Source organism: Streptococcus parasanguinis, assembly GCF_040908565.1.
Classification (GTDB): Bacteria; Bacillota; Bacilli; order Lactobacillales; family Streptococcaceae; genus Streptococcus; species Streptococcus parasanguinis_AC.
On record NZ_JBDGEA010000007.1, the window covers coordinates 72,540 to 96,079 of the forward strand.

General features: G+C 35.1%; 20 protein-coding genes and 4 tRNA genes. 18 read left to right on the forward strand and 6 right to left on the reverse strand.

Translation table 11 applies throughout. The features are described 5' to 3' along the window. Positions 1-3 precede the first annotated feature (3 nt). On the forward strand, positions 4-2,571 hold the full coding sequence (locus tag AB5Y61_RS04965; RefSeq protein WP_368403376.1) for a YfhO family protein: 2,568 nt from the start codon (positions 4-6) through the stop codon (positions 2,569-2,571). Between the two features lie 97 nt (positions 2,572-2,668). On the opposite strand, the gene AB5Y61_RS04970 is transcribed toward AB5Y61_RS04965, so the two are convergent. From AB5Y61_RS04970 to rlmH, 6 genes are all read right to left on the reverse strand, one after another. Then, positions 2,669-2,742 (reverse strand) — tRNA-Asn (locus AB5Y61_RS04970). Between the two features lie 8 nt (positions 2,743-2,750). Next, positions 2,751-2,822, reverse strand: a tRNA-Glu gene (locus AB5Y61_RS04975). A 50-nt stretch (positions 2,823-2,872) separates the two neighbouring features. After that, positions 2,873-3,631 (reverse strand): response regulator transcription factor, encoded by a 759-nt coding sequence (locus tag AB5Y61_RS04980; protein ID WP_368403377.1) that lies wholly within the window; start codon positions 3,629-3,631, stop codon positions 2,873-2,875. After that, the gene (locus AB5Y61_RS04985; RefSeq protein WP_368403378.1) at positions 3,628-4,968 is read right to left on the reverse strand and encodes a sensor histidine kinase; all 1,341 of its coding nucleotides are present in this window, start codon (positions 4,966-4,968) and stop codon (positions 3,628-3,630) included. Before AB5Y61_RS04985 ends, AB5Y61_RS04980 begins: the two co-directional genes overlap by 4 nt. A gap of 347 nt (positions 4,969-5,315) precedes the next feature. Next, positions 5,316-5,389: transfer RNA gene (locus tag AB5Y61_RS04990), tRNA-Arg, on the reverse strand. 42 nt (positions 5,390-5,431) lie between these two features. Next, complete coding sequence (rlmH, locus tag AB5Y61_RS04995; protein WP_003009233.1) at positions 5,432-5,911, reverse strand: 23S rRNA (pseudouridine(1915)-N(3))-methyltransferase RlmH; 480 nt, start codon at positions 5,909-5,911, stop codon at positions 5,432-5,434. A 204-nt stretch (positions 5,912-6,115) separates the two neighbouring features. Here rlmH and AB5Y61_RS05000 point away from each other — a divergent pair, with 204 nt between their 5' ends. The 17 genes from AB5Y61_RS05000 (at position 6,116) to AB5Y61_RS05080 (ending at position 23,346) form a co-directional block, all read left to right on the forward strand. Further along, positions 6,116-7,297, forward strand: a complete 1,182-nt coding sequence (locus AB5Y61_RS05000; RefSeq protein WP_368403379.1) for a S1C family serine protease — start codon at positions 6,116-6,118, stop codon at positions 7,295-7,297. A gap of 71 nt (positions 7,298-7,368) precedes the next feature. Beyond that, positions 7,369-8,130 carry a ParB/RepB/Spo0J family partition protein gene (locus tag AB5Y61_RS05005; RefSeq protein WP_368403380.1) on the forward strand — a complete coding sequence of 254 codons (762 nt, stop codon included), beginning with the start codon at positions 7,369-7,371 and terminating at the stop codon, positions 8,128-8,130. Between the two features lie 267 nt (positions 8,131-8,397). Further along, positions 8,398-9,756, forward strand: coding sequence for a chromosomal replication initiator protein DnaA (gene dnaA / locus AB5Y61_RS05010; RefSeq protein ID WP_368403381.1), 1,359 nt, complete (start codon positions 8,398-8,400; stop codon positions 9,754-9,756). A gap of 159 nt (positions 9,757-9,915) precedes the next feature. Next, positions 9,916-11,052: a DNA polymerase III subunit beta gene (gene dnaN / locus AB5Y61_RS05015; protein WP_368403382.1), complete on the forward strand. Its 1,137-nt coding sequence runs from the start codon at positions 9,916-9,918 to the stop codon at positions 11,050-11,052. Positions 11,053-11,067: 15 nt separating this feature from the next. After that, entirely contained in the window at positions 11,068-11,259 is a 192-nt protein-coding gene (locus AB5Y61_RS05020; protein WP_003002008.1) for a DUF951 domain-containing protein, read from the forward strand. 147 nt (positions 11,260-11,406) lie between these two features. Continuing rightward, entirely contained in the window at positions 11,407-12,522 is a 1,116-nt protein-coding gene (ychF, locus tag AB5Y61_RS05025; RefSeq protein WP_049514974.1) for a redox-regulated ATPase YchF, read from the forward strand. Between the two features lie 68 nt (positions 12,523-12,590). Then, positions 12,591-13,160: an aminoacyl-tRNA hydrolase gene (gene pth / locus AB5Y61_RS05030; RefSeq protein WP_009731938.1), complete on the forward strand. Its 570-nt coding sequence runs from the start codon at positions 12,591-12,593 to the stop codon at positions 13,158-13,160. A 4-nt stretch (positions 13,161-13,164) separates the two neighbouring features. After that, positions 13,165-16,659, forward strand: coding sequence for a transcription-repair coupling factor (gene mfd, locus AB5Y61_RS05035; protein WP_368403383.1), 3,495 nt, complete (start codon positions 13,165-13,167; stop codon positions 16,657-16,659). 68 nt (positions 16,660-16,727) lie between these two features. Further along, positions 16,728-16,994 (forward strand): RNA-binding S4 domain-containing protein, encoded by a 267-nt coding sequence (locus AB5Y61_RS05040; protein WP_003002258.1) that lies wholly within the window; start codon positions 16,728-16,730, stop codon positions 16,992-16,994. Next, positions 16,987-17,355 carry an FtsB family cell division protein gene (locus AB5Y61_RS05045; protein ID WP_003010764.1) on the forward strand — a complete coding sequence of 123 codons (369 nt, stop codon included), beginning with the start codon at positions 16,987-16,989 and terminating at the stop codon, positions 17,353-17,355. The genes AB5Y61_RS05040 and AB5Y61_RS05045 overlap by 8 nt, the downstream gene beginning before the upstream one ends. Positions 17,356-17,358: 3 nt before the next feature. Then, positions 17,359-17,487, forward strand: coding sequence for an SP_0009 family protein (locus AB5Y61_RS05050; protein WP_003009253.1), 129 nt, complete (start codon positions 17,359-17,361; stop codon positions 17,485-17,487). Further along, the gene (locus AB5Y61_RS05055; protein ID WP_439145113.1) at positions 17,459-18,745 is read left to right on the forward strand and encodes a serine hydrolase; all 1,287 of its coding nucleotides are present in this window, start codon (positions 17,459-17,461) and stop codon (positions 18,743-18,745) included. The genes AB5Y61_RS05050 and AB5Y61_RS05055 overlap by 29 nt, the downstream gene beginning before the upstream one ends. Beyond that, positions 18,745-20,019, forward strand: a complete 1,275-nt coding sequence (gene tilS / locus AB5Y61_RS05060) for a tRNA lysidine(34) synthetase TilS (protein ID WP_368403385.1) — start codon at positions 18,745-18,747, stop codon at positions 20,017-20,019. The genes AB5Y61_RS05055 and tilS overlap by 1 nt, the downstream gene beginning before the upstream one ends. A gap of 4 nt (positions 20,020-20,023) precedes the next feature. After that, positions 20,024-20,566 carry a hypoxanthine phosphoribosyltransferase gene (hpt, locus tag AB5Y61_RS05065; protein WP_045760073.1) on the forward strand — a complete coding sequence of 181 codons (543 nt, stop codon included), beginning with the start codon at positions 20,024-20,026 and terminating at the stop codon, positions 20,564-20,566. 10 nt (positions 20,567-20,576) lie between these two features. Beyond that, positions 20,577-22,550, forward strand: coding sequence for an ATP-dependent zinc metalloprotease FtsH (gene ftsH, locus AB5Y61_RS05070; protein WP_368403386.1), 1,974 nt, complete (start codon positions 20,577-20,579; stop codon positions 22,548-22,550). Positions 22,551-22,638: 88 nt separating this feature from the next. After that, positions 22,639-22,710: transfer RNA gene (locus tag AB5Y61_RS05075), tRNA-Glu, on the forward strand. Between the two features lie 156 nt (positions 22,711-22,866). Then, positions 22,867-23,346: a sigma-70 family RNA polymerase sigma factor gene (locus AB5Y61_RS05080; RefSeq protein ID WP_368403387.1), complete on the forward strand. Its 480-nt coding sequence runs from the start codon at positions 22,867-22,869 to the stop codon at positions 23,344-23,346. Positions 23,347-23,540: the final 194 nt, after the last annotated feature.

A 23,540-nucleotide genomic window follows, 5' to 3' on the forward strand; every position in this document is an offset into this window, starting at 1 on the left:
TATATGAATAAAACAAAGCTAAAAACATCCCTTTTTATAGTATCTTCTTTCCTGATTCCAGCTATCATGATGTTCTGTATTTACCTCTCACAAGGAATCTACTGGAACAGTGATACATCCCCATTATTAGGAGATGGTTATCATCAGTATGTCATTTTTGATACCACACTTCGAAATATTTTACATGGGACAGATAGCCTATTTTATAGTTTCCAAAGTGGATTAGGCATTAATTTCTATGCACTCAGTAGCTATTATCTAGGAAGTTTCTTTTCTCCTCTTGTCTACTTCTTTAATGCACAATCCATGCCGAATGCTGTTTATCTCATCACTCTTCTAAAATTTGGTGCAATTGGTCTGAGTACTTATATTAGTCTACATGGGATGTTTTCTAAAATCCCTAGAAGCCTGGTTCTTACCCTTTCAACATCCTTTGCTCTGATGAGCTTTGCTATTAGTCAAATTGAAATTAAAACTTGGCTAGATGTTTTTATCTTAGCACCATTAATTCTTTATGGATTCAAAAAACTCATTTACAATGAGGGAGAGATTCTCTACTTTATCAGCTTAACCAGCTTGTTTATCCAAAATTATTATTTTGGGTTTATGATGTCTATTTTTCTTATTTTATGGTACTTGACACAACTGTCATGGGACATCAAAGGAATTGGAAAACGCTTCTTTCATTTTGTGATTGTATCTCTTTTATCAGTTATAACAAGTCTTGTGATGTTATATCCAACCTTCTTAGATTTACGCACTCATGGAGAAAATTTTTCAAAGGTCGACAGTATCTTTACAGAAAAAAGTTGGTATCTTGACGTATTTGCAAAAAATTTCATTGGAAGTTTTGACACTACTAAATATGGATCCATTCCAATGATCTACGTGGGATTATTTCCACTTTTATTAGCGATCACCTTTTTCTTTGTAAAGTCGATCAAGTTTCACGTGAAACTTTCTTACTTTATACTCTTGACCATTCTTATTTTGAGTTTTCGTTTTCAATTATTAGATCTCCTTTGGCAAGGTATGCACGCGCCAAATATGTTTCTTCATCGATACTCTTGGATCTTTTCTTTGACAATTATTCTGATGGCAGGAGAAGTACTAAATCGATTAGAGGAGATCACTTGGATTCGTTTTAGTCTTGCTAATTTCCTCCTTATTCTAGGATTTGGAGCAACTGTCCTTTACAGCAGTCACTATAAATTTTTAGATGCTGTCAATTTCATTGTTACTTTTGAATTTTTAATTGCTTTCTATTTGGTCTGTTTAGGATTTATCTTAAAAAAAATACCGCCCAGACTTTTCTATCTTTCTATTATCTTCTTTTCCTTATTTGAATTATCGGTGAATAGTTATTATCAAATGGAAGGAATTGCGAATGAATGGGTCTTCGCTTCTCGCTCATCCTACGAACGCGACTTAAAAGCCATTCAAACCTTAGTAAGAGAGAAGACAGACTCAAATTATCGGACTGAGATTCTACAGCCACAAACGGGCAATGATAGCATGAAGTATGGTTATAATGGAATTTCTCAATTTTCATCTGTACGAAATACGGATGCTAGTTCGACATTGGACAAACTTGGATTTAAATCTGAAGGAACCAACCTTAATCTTCGATACCAAAACAATTCTATTTTAATGGATAGTCTATTTGGTGTTCGCTATAATTTAAGCCAACAACCTGTTCAAAAATTTGGATTTAAAGAGATTGCAACCAAAAATGGAGTCTCACTTTCAGAAAATGAATATGCCTTACCAATCGCCTTTCTGTCAATAAAACCTTATAAAAATACTTCCTTTACGAATTTAACACTGGATAATCAGACACGATTCATCCATCAAATCACGGATGAAAAATATAAATTTTATAAGAAATTAAATATCCTCTCGCCTACTTCACAAAATACTACATCTTCGTTGCAAACTGCAAAAATTGAAGAAGATAGTCATCTATCCTACGCAAGTATTCAATATGAAGTAACGGTTCCTGCCCATAGCCAACTATATGTCAATGTTCCAAATTTACAATTTTCAAACGATGATCGAAAAGATATTGAAATCAGCTACAATGGACAGACCAAACGCTATACCATTGATAATGCCTTTCCATTCTTTTCGATTGGCCATTTTGACACAGAGGAAACAGTTACTATTCGTATGAGTTTTCCAGAAAATTCGACAGTCTCCTTTGGTACACCAGAATTTTTTGCTCTGGATCTTGACCAATATACACAAGCTATCACCACTATTCGTCAACAAAAAGTTGCTATTCACAAAAAGAAAAATAAATTGGTGGCAGCCTATAACGCAAATAGAGATACTACTCTGATTTTTACACTGCCTTATGATAAAGGCTGGTCAGCTAAACAAAATGGAAAACCTATCCACATTCATCGCATCCAGAAAGGATTGATGGGAGTTCGTGTTTCAAAAGGATCCGGAACAGTCACCTTAACATTTGTTCCCCAAGGCTTAATTGAAGGACTCATTGCCTTTTTCGTTGGAATCATTCTCTTTTTCCTCTACGAATGGAGACAAATAAAAAGACGAAAAAGCTAAGGAATCTAAATATCGTTCACTTATAAATAAAATGCTAGGATAGTAATTATCCTAGCTTTTTCAAAACAAAAAAACACCCAAATGGGTGCTATACTAGCTCCGCCAGTAGGACTCGAACCTACGACATCATGATTAACAGTCATGCGCTACTACCAACTGAGCTATGGCGGAATGAGATATAGTCCGTACGGGATTCGAACCCGTGTTACCGCCGTGAAAAGGCGGTGTCTTAACCCCTTGACCAACGGACCATATATTCATTAACAGAACATATCCCATTATATCAAAATTTAACTAATTGTCAAGCACTAAATTCTAAATTTTGCTCTTCAATTAATTTTTTGGCACGTTTGATATTGCTTCTTGATATTGGACAAGAATACCCTTCTTTCAACAGCAGCTGTTTCTTTTTCTTATCCATTCCAATGATCATACTTCTATTAACTATAAAAGATTGATGGGGACTGAAATATCTCTCCTCCACATCTTTCTCTAAGACATCTGATAAACTTCCCGCAATTTCTTTTTGAAAATTTTTCCCAACTAAGTTTAATTTATAAGCCGAACCAACAGTTTCAATATAAAGAATATCCTTAAATGGAATTTTTATCTTTTTATCCTTAAAGTCATACTCAAAATAATCTGTCAAATCATCATTTCCAATTTTAATAGTTGTCAGGTACTCAATACACTCCTTTATTTTTAATCTAAATAAATCTTCATTCAAATTTTTATCAATAAAATCTAAGGCAGATACTTTATAACGATAGGTAATAGAAGCGAATTCTGATTTTGTAGTAATAAAAACAATAATGGCATAAGGATTTGCTTCTCGTATTTTTTGAGCAATTTCCAGCCCGCAATACTCATTGTCTTGGATATGAATATCTAGAAAATATAATTGGTGGATATCCGAATGCTGGATATAATTTTCAAATTCCGAAATTTTACCGGTAGAAATCACTTCAAGTTTAATTTCTAATTCCTTAGCAATTTCTGCAATGTGTTTTTCTACCCGTATCTGTTGAGAAAGCTCATCTTCTAATAAAAAAATCTTCATTCCTGTTCATATCCTCCAATCTTCAAAACTTGTAAAAAACGATTTTCTTGCAACTCTGTTTCTAAAAACATCGTTCCATAATTTGCCAAAATTTTCCTCACATTATTTAATCCTAGTCCTCTATTTTCTCCTTTTGTCGAATAGCCTTCTTCATATATTTTTCTAATATCAAAAGTGATTTCATTTGTTGTATTATGAATCACTAAGTAAACAATTTTTGAAATAGAGAAAATAGCAATATGAACCTTCTTTTCTTCTGCTTCTTTTGAAGCTTCCAAGGCATTCGTCACTAGAATCCCAACAATTCTCACGATATCCAATAAATCGACTGGTAGTTGCTCGATTGGTTCACTCGTTTCAAAGGTCATTTCCACCCCAGCATCTCTTGCATCCAACCAGCCTCGAATCAAAATACTTCGTAAAGCAGAATCTTTGATATTGACCAAGTTGAATCCTGATAATTCTTCTGTGTTGATCTTTTTATAACCTTTTTCCAATACTTCTCTATGGATTCTCTGTATTTCTGGAATATTTTCTTCCTCAATAGCTAATGACATAGAAATAACTAGATTTCCCAAATCATGACGAAATCCCCTAACAATAGAATAGAGACTTTGAATTTCAGCCATATACCGACTCATTTGTTGCTCAGAAAATTCTTTATACTCCAGTTCTAAATTTTTACGATACTGATCTCGCTCGATTTTCATGTGGAATAAACTGACTACAAAAGAGAAAAAACAAATCGTTGCCAGCATACTCCCAAAATTTTTAAATTGCGCTTGTTCACTTATCCATAAGGCAAAATTGATCACTACAAATATAGCGAAATAGACCGAAATCAATTTCTTTACATACTTTTCAAATTCTTCTTCATAAAAAGGAGTAAAATCAAATTCAAATAAGTCAATTAACTTCAAAATGATTCCTAAAGAAAGCAAGCGAATAAACATATTATAGACAATCGAGTGAGCTGCTACAACAGCATCTCCTATTACTGAAGAGACAATAATCGTCAGAAAAGTTGCTGTTCCTTCAACCGCTAAATAAGTAAAAAAAGAATAAAAAATGGCGCATAAGCGATTCGTCCGATTTGCATAATGATAATAAGGATATAAATAAACTGGCCATAAGAGCATGTTTAAATCAGAGAGTCGAATGTTTGAAAATAGAGTCACATCTAAAAATACTAAGAGACTTTCAAAAAGAAGAACAAAAGTACTCAACAGAAAGATAAATGAAAATTGATGTTCCTGATAGATTTTTTCGTCCACTAATGCAAACGTCAGAACAATGATCCCTCCTAAAAGAAAAGATAAGACTAATGACTGAATCACACAAACTCTCCCACTTTATTTTCTATTTTATTATACTCTAGTATTATTATAAAAAAATAAATTTTTATATACAAAAAATTATAATATAAAATAGCCTAAAATTAAAGGGAATGGGTGAAATTGTAATCTTTTTAATGTTTTTGTTACATGAATGAAAACTATTTTACACAATTTATATAATCTATAATTTACACTATATAGGGATTATTAGTTTTTTAAAAAAATATTTCTAATAAATCATTCCATTTCTATTTGTATATAGTAAAGTATACAAAAATTAATAGATAATGAAAATTTATACATTTTTACAAAAAAGAAAAGATGCAGCAAAAACTGCATCTTGCATTTGATCCCAGCAGGATTCGAACCTGCGACCGTTCGCTTAGAAGGCGAATGCTCTATCCAGCTGAGCTATGAGACCGAACTTACTTTATTTTAGCAGAAAAAAGAAGGAGCGTCAAGGTTATTTATGGTAGGGACTCCCCTGTTGAATCATGAAAGCACGATAGATTTGTTCCACCAGGACTAATTTCATCAACTGATGAGGAAGAGTTAATTGACCAAAGCTCATCAATAGATTTCCTCTTTTTTTCACTTCTGGAGACAGCCCAAGACTGCCTCCAATAACAAAAGTAAGGTTTGAATAACCAGATGTCATAATCTGGTCAATCGTTTGACTAAATTTCTCTGAAGGAAATTGTTTTCCTTCGATGGCCAATACAATCACATATTCCTTATCTGAAATTTTAGAGAGAATTCGTTCCCCCTCTTTTTCAAGAATTTGTTGATTTTCGAGTTGACTGGCACGATCTGGAGTTTTTTCATCAACTAACTCAACCTGTTCTACTTTTGCAAATCGACCAAGCCTTTTAATATACTCCGCAATCCCATCTTTTAAGTATTTTTCTTTTAATTTTCCAACGGTTATCAATTTAATTTTCATTCCCCTATTGTAGCATATTTCTTCAATTCTACAAATAATCCACAGCTATAGAAAGGAAATCTATTCAATAAATTCCTTTTTAAAGCCATTTCTCAACTCAATTCTACAAGTTATCCACAAATTGTGGATAACTTTAATTATTTAAGATATAATTAAGAAAGTTTTTCTATACTCTAGACAATTTGATATCCTTAGGAGGAAAATATGAAATATTCATCTAATTTACTGAAAAAAATTGGAAACATAGCCCTCATTTTTGTTGTAGGTTTACTAGGTGGGCTTCTTGGAACCTTTTTAACCTTACAAACATCTCATTCTTCTACTTCCAATACTGAAAGTAAACAAGTCCACTCAACCACTGTTAAAACAGCTTACAAAAATACGACTTCAACCAGTGAGGCCGTCGATAAAGTAAAAAATGCTGTGGTTTCTGTGATCACTTACTCTGATTCTTCGAATCAAGGATTGTTTGAAAAAGAAGACAATTCAGACTCACAAATTTCTAGTGAAGGTTCTGGGGTCATTTATAAAAAAGAAGGAAAATATGCCTACCTTGTTACCAATACCCATGTGATCAATGGTGCAAAAAAAGTAGATATTCTCTTAGCAGACGGGAATAAAGTCCCTGGAGAAGTAGTTGGATCAGATGTCTATTCCGATATCGCAGTAGTTCGCATCAGTGCGGATAAAGCAAAGGCAGTAGCTGAATTCGGAGATTCAAACCAATTAACGGTCGGTGAGACTGCGATTGCAATCGGTAGCCCTCTTGGAACAGATTATGCGAATTCTGTTACCCAAGGGATTATTTCCAGCCAAGGTCGCAATGTGAAATTGAAAGCCGATAATGGACAAAATATCTCTACACGCGCTCTACAAACAGACGCAGCCATCAACCCAGGAAACTCTGGAGGTCCATTAATCAATATTCAAGGACAGGTCATTGGGATTACCTCAAGTAAAATTTCAAATAACGGGCAAACTTCAGTAGAAGGAATGGGATTTGCAATTCCTGCAAATGATGTTGTCAATATTATCAAGCAACTAGAAGAAAAAGGAAAAGTAGTTCGACCAGCTCTTGGAATTCAAATGATGGATTTATCCAACCTTTCAACTTCTGATTTAAGCCAATTAAAACTTCCTGAAAAAATCTCTGGAGGAGTACTGGTTCGTTCAACACTTGAAAATATGCCTGCTTCAGATAAATTGCAACGTTATGATGTGATCACAAAGATCGATGATACAACTATCGAGTCAACTGCAGATTTACAATCTGCCCTCTATTCTCACCAAATCAATGATACGATCAAGGTCACATTCTATCGTGATGGAAAACAACAAACAACTTCTATCAAGTTGACAAAATCAACTGAGGATCTGAGCGATTAACTTTCACTTTCTTGACATACTTGTAAACACATCTTTACGAATTTGTAAAGGTGTGTTATTCTATTCATAAGATGGAAAAATTAGAAAAAATAGCGGTAAAGGACATTCGAACCAATCCTTTCCAACCAAGAAAAGTATTTGATCAAGAAAAATTAGAAGAACTGGCTCAGTCAATCAAAGAAAATGGATTAATTCAACCCATTATTGTCAGAAAATCTCCAATAATTGGTTTTGAATTACTTGCAGGTGAAAGACGGTTTAGAGCTTCAAAAATTGCTGGATTAGAGCTTGTTCCTGCGATTATTAAAGAGTTAACGGATCAAGAAATGATGCGACAAGCCATTATTGAAAATCTTCAACGAGAAGATCTCAATCCAATTGAAGAAGCTATCTCCTACCAAAAGCTAGTTGATCATGGCTATAAGCATGACCAAATTGCCCAATTTATGGGGAAATCTAGACCCTATATTAGCAATATGCTTCGCTTGTTACATCTAGCCCCCTCTGTTCAAGAAGCAGTCATTCAAAATGATATTTCTTCGGCTCACGCGCGTGTTCTTGTTCCTCTTGATGAAGAAGAGCAGCGCTTTTGGTTGGAGAGAATCAAACAGGATCACTTAAATGTTCGAACATTAGAAAATAAGATCAGTTCAAAAAGAAAACAGAAAAAACAAAAATCAAAAGAAAGCTTCCTACTAGAAGAAGAACAAAAACTGAAAAAAATATTAGGGACAGAAGTTACGATACATTCCTCTTCGCAAAATAAAGGAACTATCCAAATTTCTTTTTCAAGTCTCGATGAATACCAACGAATTATCAACAGCCTTAAATAAGGCTGTTATTTTTATTTTTTGTATTTACAAGCTTTTCCACCATAAAAATCTTTTGTAAATAGCAGAAAAATAAGGAAATTCTCTAGTTATCCCCACTTTGTGGATAACTTTTAAAAACAATGTGGATTTAAATCCACAACTTGTGGAAAAGTTTAAAACTATAATTTAATTTCATGAAATTTAGCCTGTGGAAAACTATTTTGGTTTGTGGTAGAATAGGAGTACGTATGATTTGATACAATTCAAGAAAAGGAGGGAAGTCTGATAGTGTCACAAGAAGAGCAATTTTGGTCTCGTTTTTTAGAATTAGCCCAATTACAACTAAAAGATAGTGCCTATGATTTTTTTGTCGCCGATTCAAAATTAGTCAAAATCGATGGGGAAACGGCTACCATTTATCTTGATGGAAATTATAAAGAATTATTTTGGGAAACAAATCTAAAAAATGCTTTGATCACAGCCAGCTTTGAAGTCTACAATACAGATTTGAAGCTCCATTTCGTTTTTGAAGATACCGAAGAAATTCCTAGTAGTCATAGCAGTGAGAATAGGAGATTATCTTCAGGTAGCTTAACAAACGAACCGTTGCCTAAAATTGATACAGGTCTGAAATCAAAGTACACCTTTGATAATTTTGTGCAAGGGGATGGAAATATTTGGGCGAAAGCAGCAGCGCTTGCAGTTTCTGAAAATCTTGCAACAACATACAACCCTCTCTTTATCTATGGTGGACCAGGACTTGGAAAGACTCACCTATTGAATGCGATTGGAAATCAAATCCTAGAAAATATTCCAAATGCACGGGTTAAGTATGTCCCAGCAGAAACCTTTATTAATGAATTTTTAGAACACCTTCGATTAGGAGAAATGAAGACGTTCAAGAATACCTATCGAAGTCTTGATCTCTTACTGATTGATGATATCCAGTCACTTGGTGGGAAAAAAGTCACGACTCAAGAGGAATTCTTTAATACCTTTAATGCCCTCCATAGCGACAACAAACAGATTGTTCTAACAAGCGATCGAAGTCCGGATCATTTAGATAGTCTTGAAGAGCGGCTGGTTACTCGTTTCAAATGGGGACTAACGCAAAATATAACACCACCTGATTTTGAAACTCGGATTGCCATCTTACGGAATAAAATTGAAGATCTAGACTATATTTTTCCTAATGACACACTAGAATATCTAGCAGGTCAGTTTGATTCAAATGTCCGAGACTTAGAGGGTGCCTTAAACGATATTTCCTTAATGGCAAAGGTGAAAAAACTAAAAGAAATTACGATCGATGTTGCAGCTGAAGCTATTCGAGCTCGTAAAAACGATAATAGCAAGACACTTGTCATCCCCATTGAAAAAATTCAGGAAGCAGTTGGAGCCTTTTATGGAGTCAGTGTAAAAGAAATCAAAGGTTCACGAAGAGTTCAGAATATTGTCCTAGCACGACAAGTGGCTATGTATCTTTCAAGAGAGATGACAGACAACTCACTTCCTCGAATCGGAAAAGAATTTGGTGGGAAAGACCACACGACTGTCATTCATGCCTATGAAAAAATTAAAAGTATGGTCGATACAGATGATAATCTTCGACTAGAAATTCAAAGCATCAAGAAAAAATTAAATTAATCTGTGGATAACTTTCTATAAACTTCTAGGGGTTATGCACAATTTTTAAACAAGTAACTTTTCAAGTCGTAGATAGGATTCTGAGAGTTTTCCACAACTTCCACACAACCTACTATTACTATTAACTTACTAATCATAAAATAAATAAAAGGAATGACCATGATAAATTTCTCTATTAACAAAACTTTATTTTTACAAGCACTAAATACTACCAAAAGAGCGATCAGTTCAAAAAATGCTATTCCAATCCTCTCGACAATTAAAATAGATGTAACTCCAGAAGGAGTTGCCTTATCTGGATCGAATGGCCAAATTTCAATTGAAAACTTTATTTCTATTAAAGATGAAAATGCAGGTTTATTAGTGACTTCTCCAGGTTCTATTTTATTGGAAGCAACTTTCTTTATTAATGTGGTTTCAAGTTTACCAGATGTTACTTTAGATTTTAAAGAGATTGAACAAAAACAAGTTCTCTTAACAAGTGGGAAATCAGAAATCACACTTAAAGGAAAAGATGCAGATCAATATCCACGTATTCAAGAAATTGCTGCAAGTAATCCATTAGTTTTGGAAACAAAATTATTAAAACAATTGATTAACGAAACGGCATTTGCAGCAAGTGTACAAGAAAGTCGTCCAATTTTGACAGGTGTTCACTTTGTTTTATCAGATAATAAAGAGCTTAAAACAGTAGCAACAGACTCTCACCGTATGAGTCAAAAAGTGATTACACTGGAGAAAAATGGAGACAATTTTGATGTTGTCATTCCGAGTCGTTCTCTTCGTGAATTCACCTCTGTCTTTTCTGATGATATTGAAACCGTTGAAGTTTTCTTTGCTAATAACCAAATCCTCTTTAGAAGTGAACACATTAGTTTCTATACCCGTTTGTTAGAAGGGAATTATCCTGACACAGACCGTCTCATTCCAACAGAGTTCAATACAGAGGCAACCTTCAATGTTGCTAACCTTCGATTTGCCATGGAGCGTGCACGTCTTCTTTCAAATGCAACTCAAAATGGAACGGTCAAATTAGAATTCAAAAATGGAGTGGTTTCTGCCCACGTTCATTCACCAGAAGTTGGACGAGTAAATGAAGAGATCGATACTAGCACTGTTTCAGGAGAGGATTTGTCCATCAGTTTTAATCCAACTTATTTGATTGAAGCGCTCAAAGCTATTGACAGTGAACAAGTTGTTATTCGTTTTATTTCTTCTGTTAGACCGTTTACATTGGTTCCAGAAGGAAATGAACAAGGGTTCATTCAATTGATTACGCCAGTTCGCACAAATTAATAAAGGTGAATCATCATGTATACGTTAGGTGATTTTGTAGAAATGAAAAAGCCTCACGCTTGTGTGATAAAAGAAACAGGCAAGAAGGCAAATCGTTGGGAAATTACGCGACTTGGTGCAGACATAAAAATTAAGTGTAGTAATTGTGATCATGTGGTCATGATGAGTCGCCATGATTTTGAACAGAAAATGAAGAAAGTTTTATAAAATGTTCAGTCACAAAAGTGACTGAACATTTTATATTATTTTAATTCTTCAAATTTCAAAGATCATGAAATATTTCATTTTTCATCACTTGTCTTTTGAATTATGTTATAATAAAAGAGATTGAAATTTGAACGGAGAAAAAGAAAAATGGCATTAACAGCAGGTATCGTTGGCTTACCAAACGTTGGTAAATCAACCCTATTTAACGCAATTACAAAAGCAGGAGCAGAGGCCGCAAACTATCCCTTTGCGACCATTGATCCAAACGTCGGGATGGTAGAAGTTCCAGATGAACGTCTCCAAAAATTAACGGAAATGATCACTCCTAAGAAGACAGTTCCGACTACTTTTGAATTTACAGATATTGCTGGGATTGTGAAAGGAGCTTCTAAAGGGGAAGGACTTGGTAATAAATTCTTGGCCAATATCCGTGAAGTAGATGCTATCGTCCATGTAGTGCGTGCTTTTGATGATGAAAATGTCATGCGGGAGCAAGGTCGTGAAGATGCCTTTGTTGATCCACTAGCAGATATTGATACTATCAATTTAGAATTAATTTTAGCCGATTTAGAGTCTGTCAATAAACGATATGCGCGTGTAGAAAAAATCGCTCGCACACAAAAAGATAAGGATTCTGTTGAGGAATTTAATGTTCTACAAAAAATCAAACCAGTTCTTGAAGATGGAAAATCAGCTCGGACCATTGAATTCACGGAGGAAGAACAAAAAGTGGTGAAAGGACTTTTCCTTTTGACTACCAAACCAGTTCTTTATGTAGCAAATGTGGATGAAGATGTTGTTGCAGATCCAGACTCTATTGACTATGTGAAGCAAATTCGTGACTTTGCGGCAACAGAGAATGCGGAAGTCGTGGTGATTTCTGCGCGTGCTGAGGAAGAAATTTCTGAGCTAGATGATGCAGATAAACAAGAATTTTTAGAGGCGATTGGGCTAACAGAGTCTGGAGTTGATAAACTCACGCGTGCAGCTTACCACTTGTTGGGACTTGGCACTTATTTCACAGCTGGTGAAAAAGAAGTGCGTGCTTGGACCTTCAAACGTGGCATGAAAGCTCCTCAAGCAGCTGGCATCATCCACTCTGATTTTGAAAAAGGATTTATTCGTGCCGTTACCATGTCCTATGATGATTTGGTCAAATACGGTTCTGAAAAGGCTGTAAAAGAAGCAGGACGCTTGCGCGAAGAAGGAAAAGAATATGTTGTCCAAGACGGGGACATCATGGAATTCCGTTTTAATGTGTAAGATAGTAAAAAAATGTAAAGGTTGGAAAAAAATATTTCCAACCCTTTTAGTGTTTTGAAAGGAAAGAGATGACGAAATTAATTGTTGGATTGGGAAATCCAGGTGATAAGTATTTTGAAACGAAACACAATGTAGGCTTTATGTTAATTGATCAAATGGCAAAGTCTTTAAATCTTACTTTCTCCCATGATAAGATTTTTCAAGCTGATATTGCCTCAACATTTTTAAATGGCGAAAAGGTCTATTTTGTAAAGCCAACCACTTTCATGAATGAGAGTGGAAAAGCAGTCCATGCCCTTCTGACTTATTATGGTCTGGATATTGAAGATCTTTTGGTTATTTACGATGATTTAGATATGGAAGTTGGCAAGATTCGTCTTCGAGCTAAAGGATCAGCTGGAGGTCATAACGGAATCAAATCGATTATTAATCATATTGGAACTCAGACTTTTTATCGAATTAAGATTGGAATTGGAAGACCTAAGCAGGGTATGTCAGTTGTTCATCATGTCTTAGGAAAATTTGATAAAGACGATTACATCACTATTCTACAAACAATCGATCGAGTAGAAGAAGCGGTTAACGATTACTTGGTAGAAGAAAATTTTGAAAGAAGCATGCAGAAATACAACGGGTAAGTAGATGAATGTAATTGATTTAGTGAGTCAAAACTCCAACTTTCTATCCTGGCAACAGGGTTTGCAAAAAAATAATAGGGAATTGATCTTAGGATTGTCTGCGACCACAAAGGCTATTGTAATGGCTTCAGCCTTTGATTCTATTGAAAAAGCAGTCCTCATCACTTCCAGTTATAACGAAGCAGAACGATTGGCCAGTGATTTTATTGCCTTACTTGGAGAAGAGAAAGTCCATACATTTTTGGGAGATGATAACCCTTTAGCAGAATTTGTTTTTGCTTCACAAGAAAGGCAATTTGCACGATTAGAGGCCTTGAACTTTTTATGTAAAGAGGATCGTCAAGGTATCCTTGTGACCAATGTGAGTGGTATCAAACTACTGTTACCTTCTCCTAAAGTTTTTGCATCTAGTATTTTTAAATTGAAGGTTGGTCAAGAAATAGACTTAACTACCCTGAGTGAAACATTACAGAAGATTGGTTATCAAAAGGTGAGCCAAGTTTTGCAACAGGGAGAGTTTAGTCTACGAGGAGATATTTTAGATATCTTTGAGATTGACCAACTCCAACCCTATCGGATTGAATTTTTCGGAGATGAGATTGATGGGATCCGAATCTTTGACCCAGAAAGCCAGCGTTCTGTTGAAAATGTCGAAAGAATTCAACTCAAAGCAGTGAGTGATCTATTATTGCAAGAGGAAGATTTCATCCGTGGTCAGAAGCAAATCGAACAATTGCAAGAACAGAGCGCGAATGAAGAATTTAAATCTTATCTAGCAGAAATTCTAGGAGATGTTTCTCAAAGAAAACTCCATCCAGATCTTAGAAAATTTATTAGTTTTTTTTACGAGAAGCAATATACCCTATTCGATTATCTACCTAAACACACTCCAGTCTTTCTGGATGATTATCAAAAAATAGCCGATCAAATAGCGAGATTTGAACTAGATACAGCTAATTTCTTGACGGAAGATTTACATAAAAATAGAGCTTCTTCTCGCCAAGTTTATTTTGCAGACACCAGTACAACATTACGAAAATATACACCTGCAACTTATTTTTCAAACTTTCAAAAAGGATTGGGAAATCTGAAATTTGATCATTTGTATCAATTCAACCAATATCCTATGCAGGAGTTTTTTGGACAATTTGATTTACTAAAAGAGGAAATTGAACGGTATCGAAAATCAAACTATACGGTTATTGTCCAAGCAAGTTCTCATCACAATCTTCAGCAACTCCATAAAAATTTAGAAGAGTATGGAATTCGATTAGATTATATTGATGGGGATGCGATTATTCCTCAAGCTAGTCAATTAATTGTTGGAGGACTAGCTCACGGTTTCCAATTTGTTGATGAAAAAATTGTCTATATTACAGAGTCAGAGATTTATCAGAAAAAGATCAAACGAAAGATTCGCAGGCAAAATATTTCCAATGCAGAACGTCTAAAAAATTATAATGAACTGGAAAAAGGGGACTATGTTGTTCACCAAGTTCATGGTATTGGTCAATATTTGGGAATTGAAACGATTGAAATTTCGGGTGTCCATCGTGATTATGTCTCCATTCAATATCAAAATGGAGATCGCATCTCGATTCCTGTCGATCAGATTCAGATGTTGTCCAAATATGTTGCAAGTGATGGAAAAACGCCAAAAATTAACAAATTAAACGATGGTCGTTTCCAAAAAACGAAGCAAAAGGTTCAGACCCAGGTGGAGGATATTGCGGATGATTTGATAAAACTCTATGCAGAGCGTAGTCAATTAGAAGGTTTTGCTTATTCTTCAGATGATAAAAATCAAGAAGCTTTTGAACAAGATTTTCCATATATTGAAACAGATGATCAGTTGCGCTCCATTGAAGAAATCAAAAAAGATATGGAATCGAATCGTCCGATGGACCGACTGCTGGTTGGAGACGTCGGTTTTGGGAAAACAGAGGTTGCTATGCGAGCAGCCTTTAAGGCAGTAAATGATCATAAACAAGTAGCAGTGCTGGTTCCTACGACTGTTCTTGCCCAACAACATTATGCCAATTTTAAGGAGCGTTTTGAAGCTTTTGCGGTAGAAGTTGCTGTTTTAAGTCGTTTCCAGAGTAAAGCAGAGCAGAAGGAAACGCTTGAAAAATTGAAAAAAGGACGAGTGGACATTATTATTGGAACTCACCGGTTATTGTCTAAAGATGTTGTCTTTTCAGACTTGGGTTTGATTATAATCGACGAAGAGCAACGTTTTGGAGTAAAGCACAAAGAAACCTTGAAAGAATTGAAAAAAAAGGTGGATGTGCTTACCTTGACAGCTACCCCTATTCCTCGGACGCTTCATATGTCTATGCTAGGAATTCGGGATTTGTCTGTCATTGAAACACCTCCAACTAATCGGTATCCTGTGCAAACTTTTGTACTAGAGACCAATCCAACTATTATTCGAGATGCTGTGTTGCGGGAGATGGATCGTGGAGGTCAAGTGTACTATCTTTACAACAAGGTAGATACGATTGAGCAAAAAGTATCCGAGTTAAAAGAGTTGATTCCAGAGGCTTCGATTGGCTTTGTTCATGGCCAAATGAGTGAAGTTCGCCTGGAAAATACCTTATTGGATTTCATTAATGGCGAATACGATGTCTTAGTGACGACAACCATTATTGAGACAGGTGTGGATATTCCAAATGCCAATACACTCTTTATTGAAAATGCGGATCATATGGGACTTTCAACTCTTTATCAACTAAGAGGTCGTGTGGGACGAAGCAATCGAATTGCTTATGCTTATTTGATGTATCGTCCAGACAAATCTCTTACAGAAGTGTCTGAAAAACGTTTAGAGGCTATTAAAGGTTTTACTGAGTTGGGGTCTGGATTTAAAATTGCTATGCGAGATTTATCGATCCGTGGAGCAGGGAATATTCTTGGAGCTTCTCAATCTGGTTTCATCGATTCAGTTGGTTTTGAAATGTATTCTCAATTGTTAGAAGAAGCTATTGCTAAGAAACAAGGCCAAGAGCATCGCAGGCAAAAGAGTAATGCAGAGTTGAACCTTCAAATAGATGCGTATTTACCTAATGAATATATTTCAGATCAACGTCAAAAAATTGAAATTTACAAACAAATTCGTGAAATGAATTCTGCGACGGACTATGAATACTTGCAAGATGAATTGATCGATCGTTTTGGAGAATATCCAGATGTTGTCGCCTACCTACTTGAAATTGGTTTAGTGAAAGCTTACTTGGATCAAGTCTTTGTCCGTTTGGTGGAGAGAAAACAACAAAAGGTGACAGTGAAATTTGAACCTATTGCTAAACAACTGTTTTTAACACAGGATTATTTCAAAGCTCTATCAATGACACAGTTGAAGGCACAGATTGCAGAAGAAAAGGGATTGATTGAAGTGATCTTTGATATTCGAAACAAGAAAGATTTTGAAATTTTAGAAGCTCTGAAGCAATTTGGTCAAACTTTATTGGAAATTAAAAAAGAAAAAGAAGAGAACTAGCAGTTCTCAGCTCATTTTTCGCATTTTATGTATAAAAAATGATACAATACTATGTTAGAGGTGACAGTATGAGATTAGATAAATATTTAAAAGTTTCTCGCATTATTAAGCGTCGCCCTGTTGCAAAGGAAGTTGCAGATAAAGGGCGGATCAAAGTCAATGGAGTATTAGCCAAAAGTTCAACGGATTTGAAAGTGAATGATCAAATTGAAGTTCGTTTTGGAAATAAAGTATTGACGGTTAAAGTCTTGGAAATGTTGGATAGTACAAAAAAAGAAGATGCATCCAAAATGTACGAAATCATTAGTGAAACAAGGATAGAAGAAGATGCCTAAAAATATCGTTCAAATGAACAATAAATATATCAAAGATGAAAGTCAGCGAAAGCGTTTTTTAGAAGAAGAAAGAAAAAAACGCAATCGTTTTATGGGACTCGTCTTGATATTGGTCATGTTACTATTTATTCTTCCAACTTATAATTTAGCCCAGAGCTATCAATCGCTACAAGATAAAAAAGAACAATACAAACAGTTGGAAAAAGAGTATAAAGAAACAAGTGAACAAAAAGAATACCAACAAGACATCGCTAAAAAATTAAAAGACGATGATTATGCAACAAAATATGCACGCGCTAAGTATTCTTTTTCAAAAGATGGTGAATATGTTTATACCATCCCAGATTTACTCCCCCAATAACCGATGGAAAATATCTTACAAACAGTTAAACAATTCCTTGAATTTTCGGATGAAAAATTAGAGGAATTAAAAAAGAAAAATCAAATGATCAAACTTCAAAAGGATGAAAAGGAAAGGAATACAGGTGTCTAAACGATTTCTGCTCCTATTGTTAGTTCCAATTTTATTTATTGGGTCTCAAGCAGCGAGTGTCGAGCAGTCTGAGTCTTCTCAGACAATGGCTCGTTCATCAGAACTTTATTTTTCTTCAATTCCAGCGAACCCGAATGTCTATCGCAAAATTTCTGTTTTTTCTGATCCTCAGTTGAAAAAAGCAAAAGGAGAAATTCTTCCCAACACACCGTTTACAATCGAACAACTCTTTGTAAATGATGAAGGGAAAGCTGTATTTAAAATAGCAGAGAAAGGGTATGTATTAGCAGATTCTTCTGTCATTTTTTCTGATGTTGTACAAGAAACACAAGAAAAAAAACAAGACATGTGGCTAAAACCTGATTTTAAAGTGTACGACCGCCCCTTAATAAATGGTGCAAAAGAAAAAAATACACCTCTTTCTCCTTATACAAAAGTGACAGTCTTACGTACAGCTAAGACTTTACGAGATGAGTTTGTGGAGATTGAAGGTCAGGGCTGGGTGGACAAAACATTCGTCACTGAAAAAGATAATCGAATGGAAAAAGTCCAGGAATTATTAAATAGTAAATACAATTCTCCTTCGTATGGAATTTATGTAAAACAATTAGCGACTGGAAATACTGCTGGAATCAATCCGCAAAAAGAAATGTATTCTGCTAGTGTAACGAAATTACCATACTTGTACTATGTCCAAGAACAGCTCAATAAAAAAGCCATTTCTCCATCTACAACCTACAAGTATATTCCAGAAGTCAATGACTTTAAAGGTGGTTATGAACCAGAAGGAAGTGGTAGTATTTCAAAAACAGCAGATGGTAAGGAATATAGTGTCCAAGAATTAGTAGATAAGATTGCAAAAGAATCCGATAATGTTGGCCATAATATCTTGAATTATTATGTCACTCATCAATCAGATCAAGATTTCCAAAAAACTTTGGATAAAATTGCAAAAAAGCATTGGGATGTTGAAAAAAGAGAAGCATCCGCTGAAATGGCTGGCAATGTCATGGAGGCTGTCTATCAACAGAATGGCTCAATTATTGATGCGCTCTCCTCTACAAAATTCGATGATCAACGGATTGCGCGTGACCTTCCAGTAAAGGTTGCTCATAAAATTGGAGATGCCTATGATTATAGACATGATGTTGCGATTGTCTACACAAATTCACCCTATGTACTAGTCATTTTTACAGATCATTCGAATTATGATACGATTTCCAATATTTCAAAGGATATCTATGAGGTATTGAAATAATGGAAAAGCGATTTTTAGAGTTTTGTGAAAAACAAGATCTATTTACTTCTCATCGTCGTGTTTTAGTTGCCTTATCGGGTGGATTGGATTCAATGAATCTGTACGAACTTTTAGAAAAGAACAAAGAACGATTGAAAATCCAACTGATACTTGCTCATGTTAATCATGGACAAAGACCAGAATCAGATTTAGAAGAAATAGAACTTCGAACACTAGCTGACAGTCGCAAGACACGTATCCACGTTGCTCACTATTTGGGTGATTTTACAGAAGCAAAAGCTCGTACCTTTCGTTATGATTTTTTTAGACAGATTATGGAGAAAGAGAATTGTACTGCTTTAGTAACAGGCCATCATGCAAACGATCAAGCTGAAACAACTTTCATGCGCTTGATACGAGGAACTAAATTACGTCACTTGAGTGGCATTCCTGTACGCCAACAATTTGGAAAAGGTGAATTAATCCGTCCTTTATTGAGTTTTACCAAAGATGAGTTGATGAAAATTCCTCATTTTGAAGACAGTAGTAATTCCTCACAGGATTATTTTCGCAATCGTGTACGCCATCAATACCTTCCAGAATTTGAAAAAGAAAATCCTCAAATGCAAGCAAGTCTTCGCTATTTAGCAGAGGAAGTAACTCAGTGGCACAAAGCACTGAAAGAATTGACTAGCGAGTTCACTATTCAAGATTTAGCTTCTTTTAGAACTTATTCCGATTCTGTCCAGTCTTTCTTATTAGAAGAGTATCTGGCACAATTTCCAGATTTACAACTTGGTAGAGTCCAGTTTCAAGAATTACTAGATTTACTAAGAAAGAAAAGAAATTGTGTCCATTATTTAAAGTCGAATTATGAACTGCATCAAGAATATGATTTCTTTGAAATACAAAAAATCAGTCAAAAGTCGGATGACCAAGTCCTTCCATTTTTGTTAGAATTTGGGAATATCTTTGAGATTGCAAATTATAAATTATCTTTTGGCCACCCATTAGTAGGGGAAAATGTAGAAATTCTTTCTGTTTCACACAAAACTCCCATCTTAATTAGAGGGAGAAAGGAAGGAGATCAGCTGCTTGTTAATGGCCACCATCAAAAATTAAGACGGTGGTTTATCAACCATAAAATTCCAATTTCTCTTCGGCAAAAGGCTCTCATTATAGAACAGAATCATAATATTCTTTCTGTAGTGGGATTGATAACGAGTGATTTGAGTAAGCCCTCAAAAAGTGGTATAATGAAAGATAGTCTTTATATTCAAAAAATAGATAGGTAAAAACATGTTAGAAAAAGATATAAAAAAAGTATTGGTTTCACATGATGAAATTGTAGAAGCAGCAAAGAAATTGGGTGAAACTCTCACAAAAGAGTACCAAGGAAAAAATCCAATTTTTGTTGGAATTTTGAAAGGTTCTGTTCCATTTATGGCAGAGTTGATCAACCATGTTGATACTCATATTGAATTAGACTTTATGTTGGTGTCAAGTTATCATGGCGGTACAGCAAGCTCAGGTATCATTAATATTATCAAGGATATTGATCAGGATATTACAGGTAGAGATATTTTATTTGTGGAAGATATCATCGATACAGGTAAAACTCTCAAGAGTCTAAAAGAACTCTTTGAAGAACGAAATGCAGCATCTGTGAAGATTGCGACATTATTGGATAAACCTGAAGGACGTTTGGTTGAGATCGAAGCAGATTATACTTGCTTTACGATTCCGAATGAGTTTGTTGTCGGATATGGTTTAGACTATGAAGAAAATTATCGTAACCTACCATATGTTGGTGTATTAAAAGAGGAAGTGTACTCAAAATAGAGGAGACTAGATGAATAACAGAAAAAACAACGGTTTTGTTCGAAATCCTTTTCTGTATTTGTTGATTATTGTAGCGGCTGTGACAGGATTCCAGTACTTTTTTGCGGGTAATGGAGTTGGTCAAAGTCAGCAAATCAACTACACAGAATTGGTCAAGGAAATTACAAATGATAATGTCAAAACGATCAGTTACCAACCAAATGGTAGTGTGATTGAAATTGCAGGGACCTATAATAAAGCAAAAGAATCAAAAGAAGATACAGGGATTCAATTCTTTACCCCGAGTGTTCAAAAAGTATCTCGCTTTACTAGTGTCATCCTTCCATCTGATATCACCGTCAATGAATTACAAAAATTAGCAGCTGACCACAAAGCAGAAATCACCATCAAGCGTGAGAGCTCAAGTGGCATGTGGATAACAATTCTCACTTCAATTGTTCCATTTGTTATCGTCATGTTCTTCTTCTTCTCCATGATGAACCAAGGCGGTGGCGGAGGTGCCCGAGGTGCCATGAACTTTGGTCGTAATAAAGCCCGTGCTGCTAATAAAGAAGATATTAAAGTTCGTTTTTCAGATGTAGCAGGAGCTGAAGAAGAAAAACAAGAACTTGTTGAAGTTGTTGAATTTTTAAAAGATCCAAAACGCTTTACTAAATTGGGTGCAAGAATCCCAGCAGGTGTGCTTCTTGAAGGCCCTCCGGGAACTGGTAAAACCCTTTTAGCAAAAGCAGTAGCTGGTGAGGCTGGGGTGCCATTCTTCAGTATCTCTGGTTCTGACTTCGTCGAAATGTTTGTCGGAGTTGGTGCTAGCCGGGTTCGATCACTTTTTGAAGATGCTAAAAAAGCAGCTCCAGCCATTATCTTTATCGATGAAATTGATGCTGTTGGGCGCCAACGTGGTGTAGGTCTTGGTGGCGGAAATGATGAACGTGAACAAACCCTTAACCAGCTCTTGATTGAGATGGATGGTTTTGAAGGAAACGAAGGAATCATTGTTATCGCAGCAACTAACCGTTCTGATGTCCTTGACCCTGCCCTTCTTCGTCCTGGCCGTTTTGACCGTAAAGTATTAGTTGGACGTCCAGATGTGAAAGGTCGTGAGGCAATTCTTCGTGTTCATGCTAAGAATAAGCCACTTGCTCAAGATGTGGACTTGAAATTGGTTGCTCAACAGACACCAGGATTTGTCGGTGCTGATCTTGAAAATGTTTTAAATGAAGCAGCCTTGGTTGCAGCTCGTCGAAATAAAAAAGTAATTGATGCTTCTGATATCGATGAAGCAGAAGACCGTGTTATTGCAGGTCCATCTAAGAAGGATCGGACGATTTCACAAAAAGAACGAGAAATGGTGGCTTATCACGAAGCTGGTCATACGATCGTTGGTCTTGTATTATCAAATGCTCGTGTGGTTCATAAAGTTACTATTGTTCCACGTGGTCGCGCTGGCGGTTACATGATTGCCCTTCCTAAAGAAGATCAAATGTTACTTTCTAAAGAAGACATGAAAGAACAATTAGCTGGGCTCATGGGAGGACGTGTTGCCGAAGAAATTATTTTCAATTCGCAAACAACAGGTGCTTCAAATGACTTTGAACAAGCTACCCAAATGGCGCGTGCAATGGTGACAGAATATGGAATGAGTGAAAAACTTGGACCTGTTCAATATGAAGGAAACCATGCAATGTTTGGTGCCCAAAGTCCACAAAAAATGATTTCAGAACGAACAGCTTACGAAATCGATGAAGAAGTCCGTAGTCTGTTGAATGAAGCGCGTAATAAAGCAGCAGAAATAATTCAAGGAAATAGAGAAACGCATAAACTGATTGCTGAAGCTCTATTAAAATATGAAACATTGGATAGTGTTCAAATTAAATCATTATATGAAACAGGAAAAATGCCCGAAAATTCTGAGCATGAATTAGAAGAAGAAGCGAAACCTCTATCATACGATGAAATAAAATCAAAGTTAGAAGAAAATAACTAACAAAAAGAAGGAAAATTTTCCTTCTTTTTTTATTAAAAAGTATTGACAGACTAAAATTATTCTGTATAATAGAATATGTTGTAAAAATGGTCCGTTGGTCAAGGGGTTAAGACACCGCCTTTTCACGGCGGTAACACGGGTTCGAATCCCGTACGGACTATCTATAAACTGCCATTAAGTGGCGGTTTTTTTTTATTTCTTTTGAATAGAATAAGTGAAAAAATGACCAAATAGTTAAAAAAATTAGCAGAATAGAAAAAATTACCATTAAGTTTCTTTATTTTTATAAAATACAGATAAAAGTAAAGGAGAAGTTATGGAATTTAATAAAATGTATCAAAAAGTAAAATTTATTGTTAGAAAATGTGAGAAAGAATACTATATTCAATTGTGGGAAAGAGAGGATTGGGAACAAGAAGGACAATTGACACTATTTGAACTATACCAAAGAAATCCCGAAATTGAAACAAACGAAGAATTACTATATACGTACTTTAAAACAAAATTTAGAAATCGCATTAAAGATAAAATAAGACAACAAGAAAGTGATAAACGGAAAATAAATAAACTACCTTATGTAGAAATTGGAGAAATAAGTCACAGACTATCAACTAGAAAGATGTATTTGGATGAATTAGTAGTATTAAGAGATGCCCTAAATCAATTTAAAAAAGAACTAACTGAGGAAGAAAAAAAACAATATGAAGCATTACTAACTGATAGAAGATGTCTAGGAAAAGCAAAAATGAAGAAAAAATTAGAAAAATATTTAAAAGACTTTAAAAATTCAATTTAAAAATTGTAGGATTAAGTAAAATCAAATAATCTATAAAAAAATAAAAAAAAATTAAAAAAAGTGTTGACAACAAGATCAGGTCATGATATACTAATATAGTTGTCGCGAGAGAGCGACAAAGACCTTTGAAAACTGAACAAGACGAACCAATGTGCAGGGCGCTATAACGAAAGTTATAGTAACTGAACAATAAA

Coding starts and splice junctions, on each gene's coding strand:
- AB5Y61_RS04965 (WP_368403376.1), top strand. CDS start 4: ATGAATAAAACAAAGCTAAAAACATCCCTTTTTATAGTATCTTCTTTC.
- AB5Y61_RS04980 (WP_368403377.1), bottom strand. CDS start 3,631: ATGAAGATTTTTTTATTAGAAGATGAGCTTTCTCAACAGATACGGGTA.
- rlmH (WP_003009233.1), bottom strand. CDS start 5,911: ATGAAAATTAAATTGATAACCGTTGGAAAATTAAAAGAAAAATACTTA.
- AB5Y61_RS05000 (WP_368403379.1), top strand. CDS start 6,116: ATGAAATATTCATCTAATTTACTGAAAAAAATTGGAAACATAGCCCTC.
- AB5Y61_RS05005 (WP_368403380.1), top strand. CDS start 7,369: ATGGAAAAATTAGAAAAAATAGCGGTAAAGGACATTCGAACCAATCCT.
- dnaN (WP_368403382.1), top strand. CDS start 9,916: ATGATAAATTTCTCTATTAACAAAACTTTATTTTTACAAGCACTAAAT.
- AB5Y61_RS05020 (WP_003002008.1), top strand. CDS start 11,068: ATGTATACGTTAGGTGATTTTGTAGAAATGAAAAAGCCTCACGCTTGT.
- ychF (WP_049514974.1), top strand. CDS start 11,407: ATGGCATTAACAGCAGGTATCGTTGGCTTACCAAACGTTGGTAAATCA.
- pth (WP_009731938.1), top strand. CDS start 12,591: ATGACGAAATTAATTGTTGGATTGGGAAATCCAGGTGATAAGTATTTT.
- mfd (WP_368403383.1), top strand. CDS start 13,165: ATGAATGTAATTGATTTAGTGAGTCAAAACTCCAACTTTCTATCCTGG.
- AB5Y61_RS05040 (WP_003002258.1), top strand. CDS start 16,728: ATGAGATTAGATAAATATTTAAAAGTTTCTCGCATTATTAAGCGTCGC.
- AB5Y61_RS05045 (WP_003010764.1), top strand. CDS start 16,987: ATGCCTAAAAATATCGTTCAAATGAACAATAAATATATCAAAGATGAA.
- AB5Y61_RS05050 (WP_003009253.1), top strand. CDS start 17,359: ATGGAAAATATCTTACAAACAGTTAAACAATTCCTTGAATTTTCGGAT.
- AB5Y61_RS05055 (WP_439145113.1), top strand. CDS start 17,459: ATGAAAAGGAAAGGAATACAGGTGTCTAAACGATTTCTGCTCCTATTG.
- tilS (WP_368403385.1), top strand. CDS start 18,745: ATGGAAAAGCGATTTTTAGAGTTTTGTGAAAAACAAGATCTATTTACT.
- hpt (WP_045760073.1), top strand. CDS start 20,024: ATGTTAGAAAAAGATATAAAAAAAGTATTGGTTTCACATGATGAAATT.
- ftsH (WP_368403386.1), top strand. CDS start 20,577: ATGAATAACAGAAAAAACAACGGTTTTGTTCGAAATCCTTTTCTGTAT.
- AB5Y61_RS05080 (WP_368403387.1), top strand. CDS start 22,867: ATGGAATTTAATAAAATGTATCAAAAAGTAAAATTTATTGTTAGAAAA.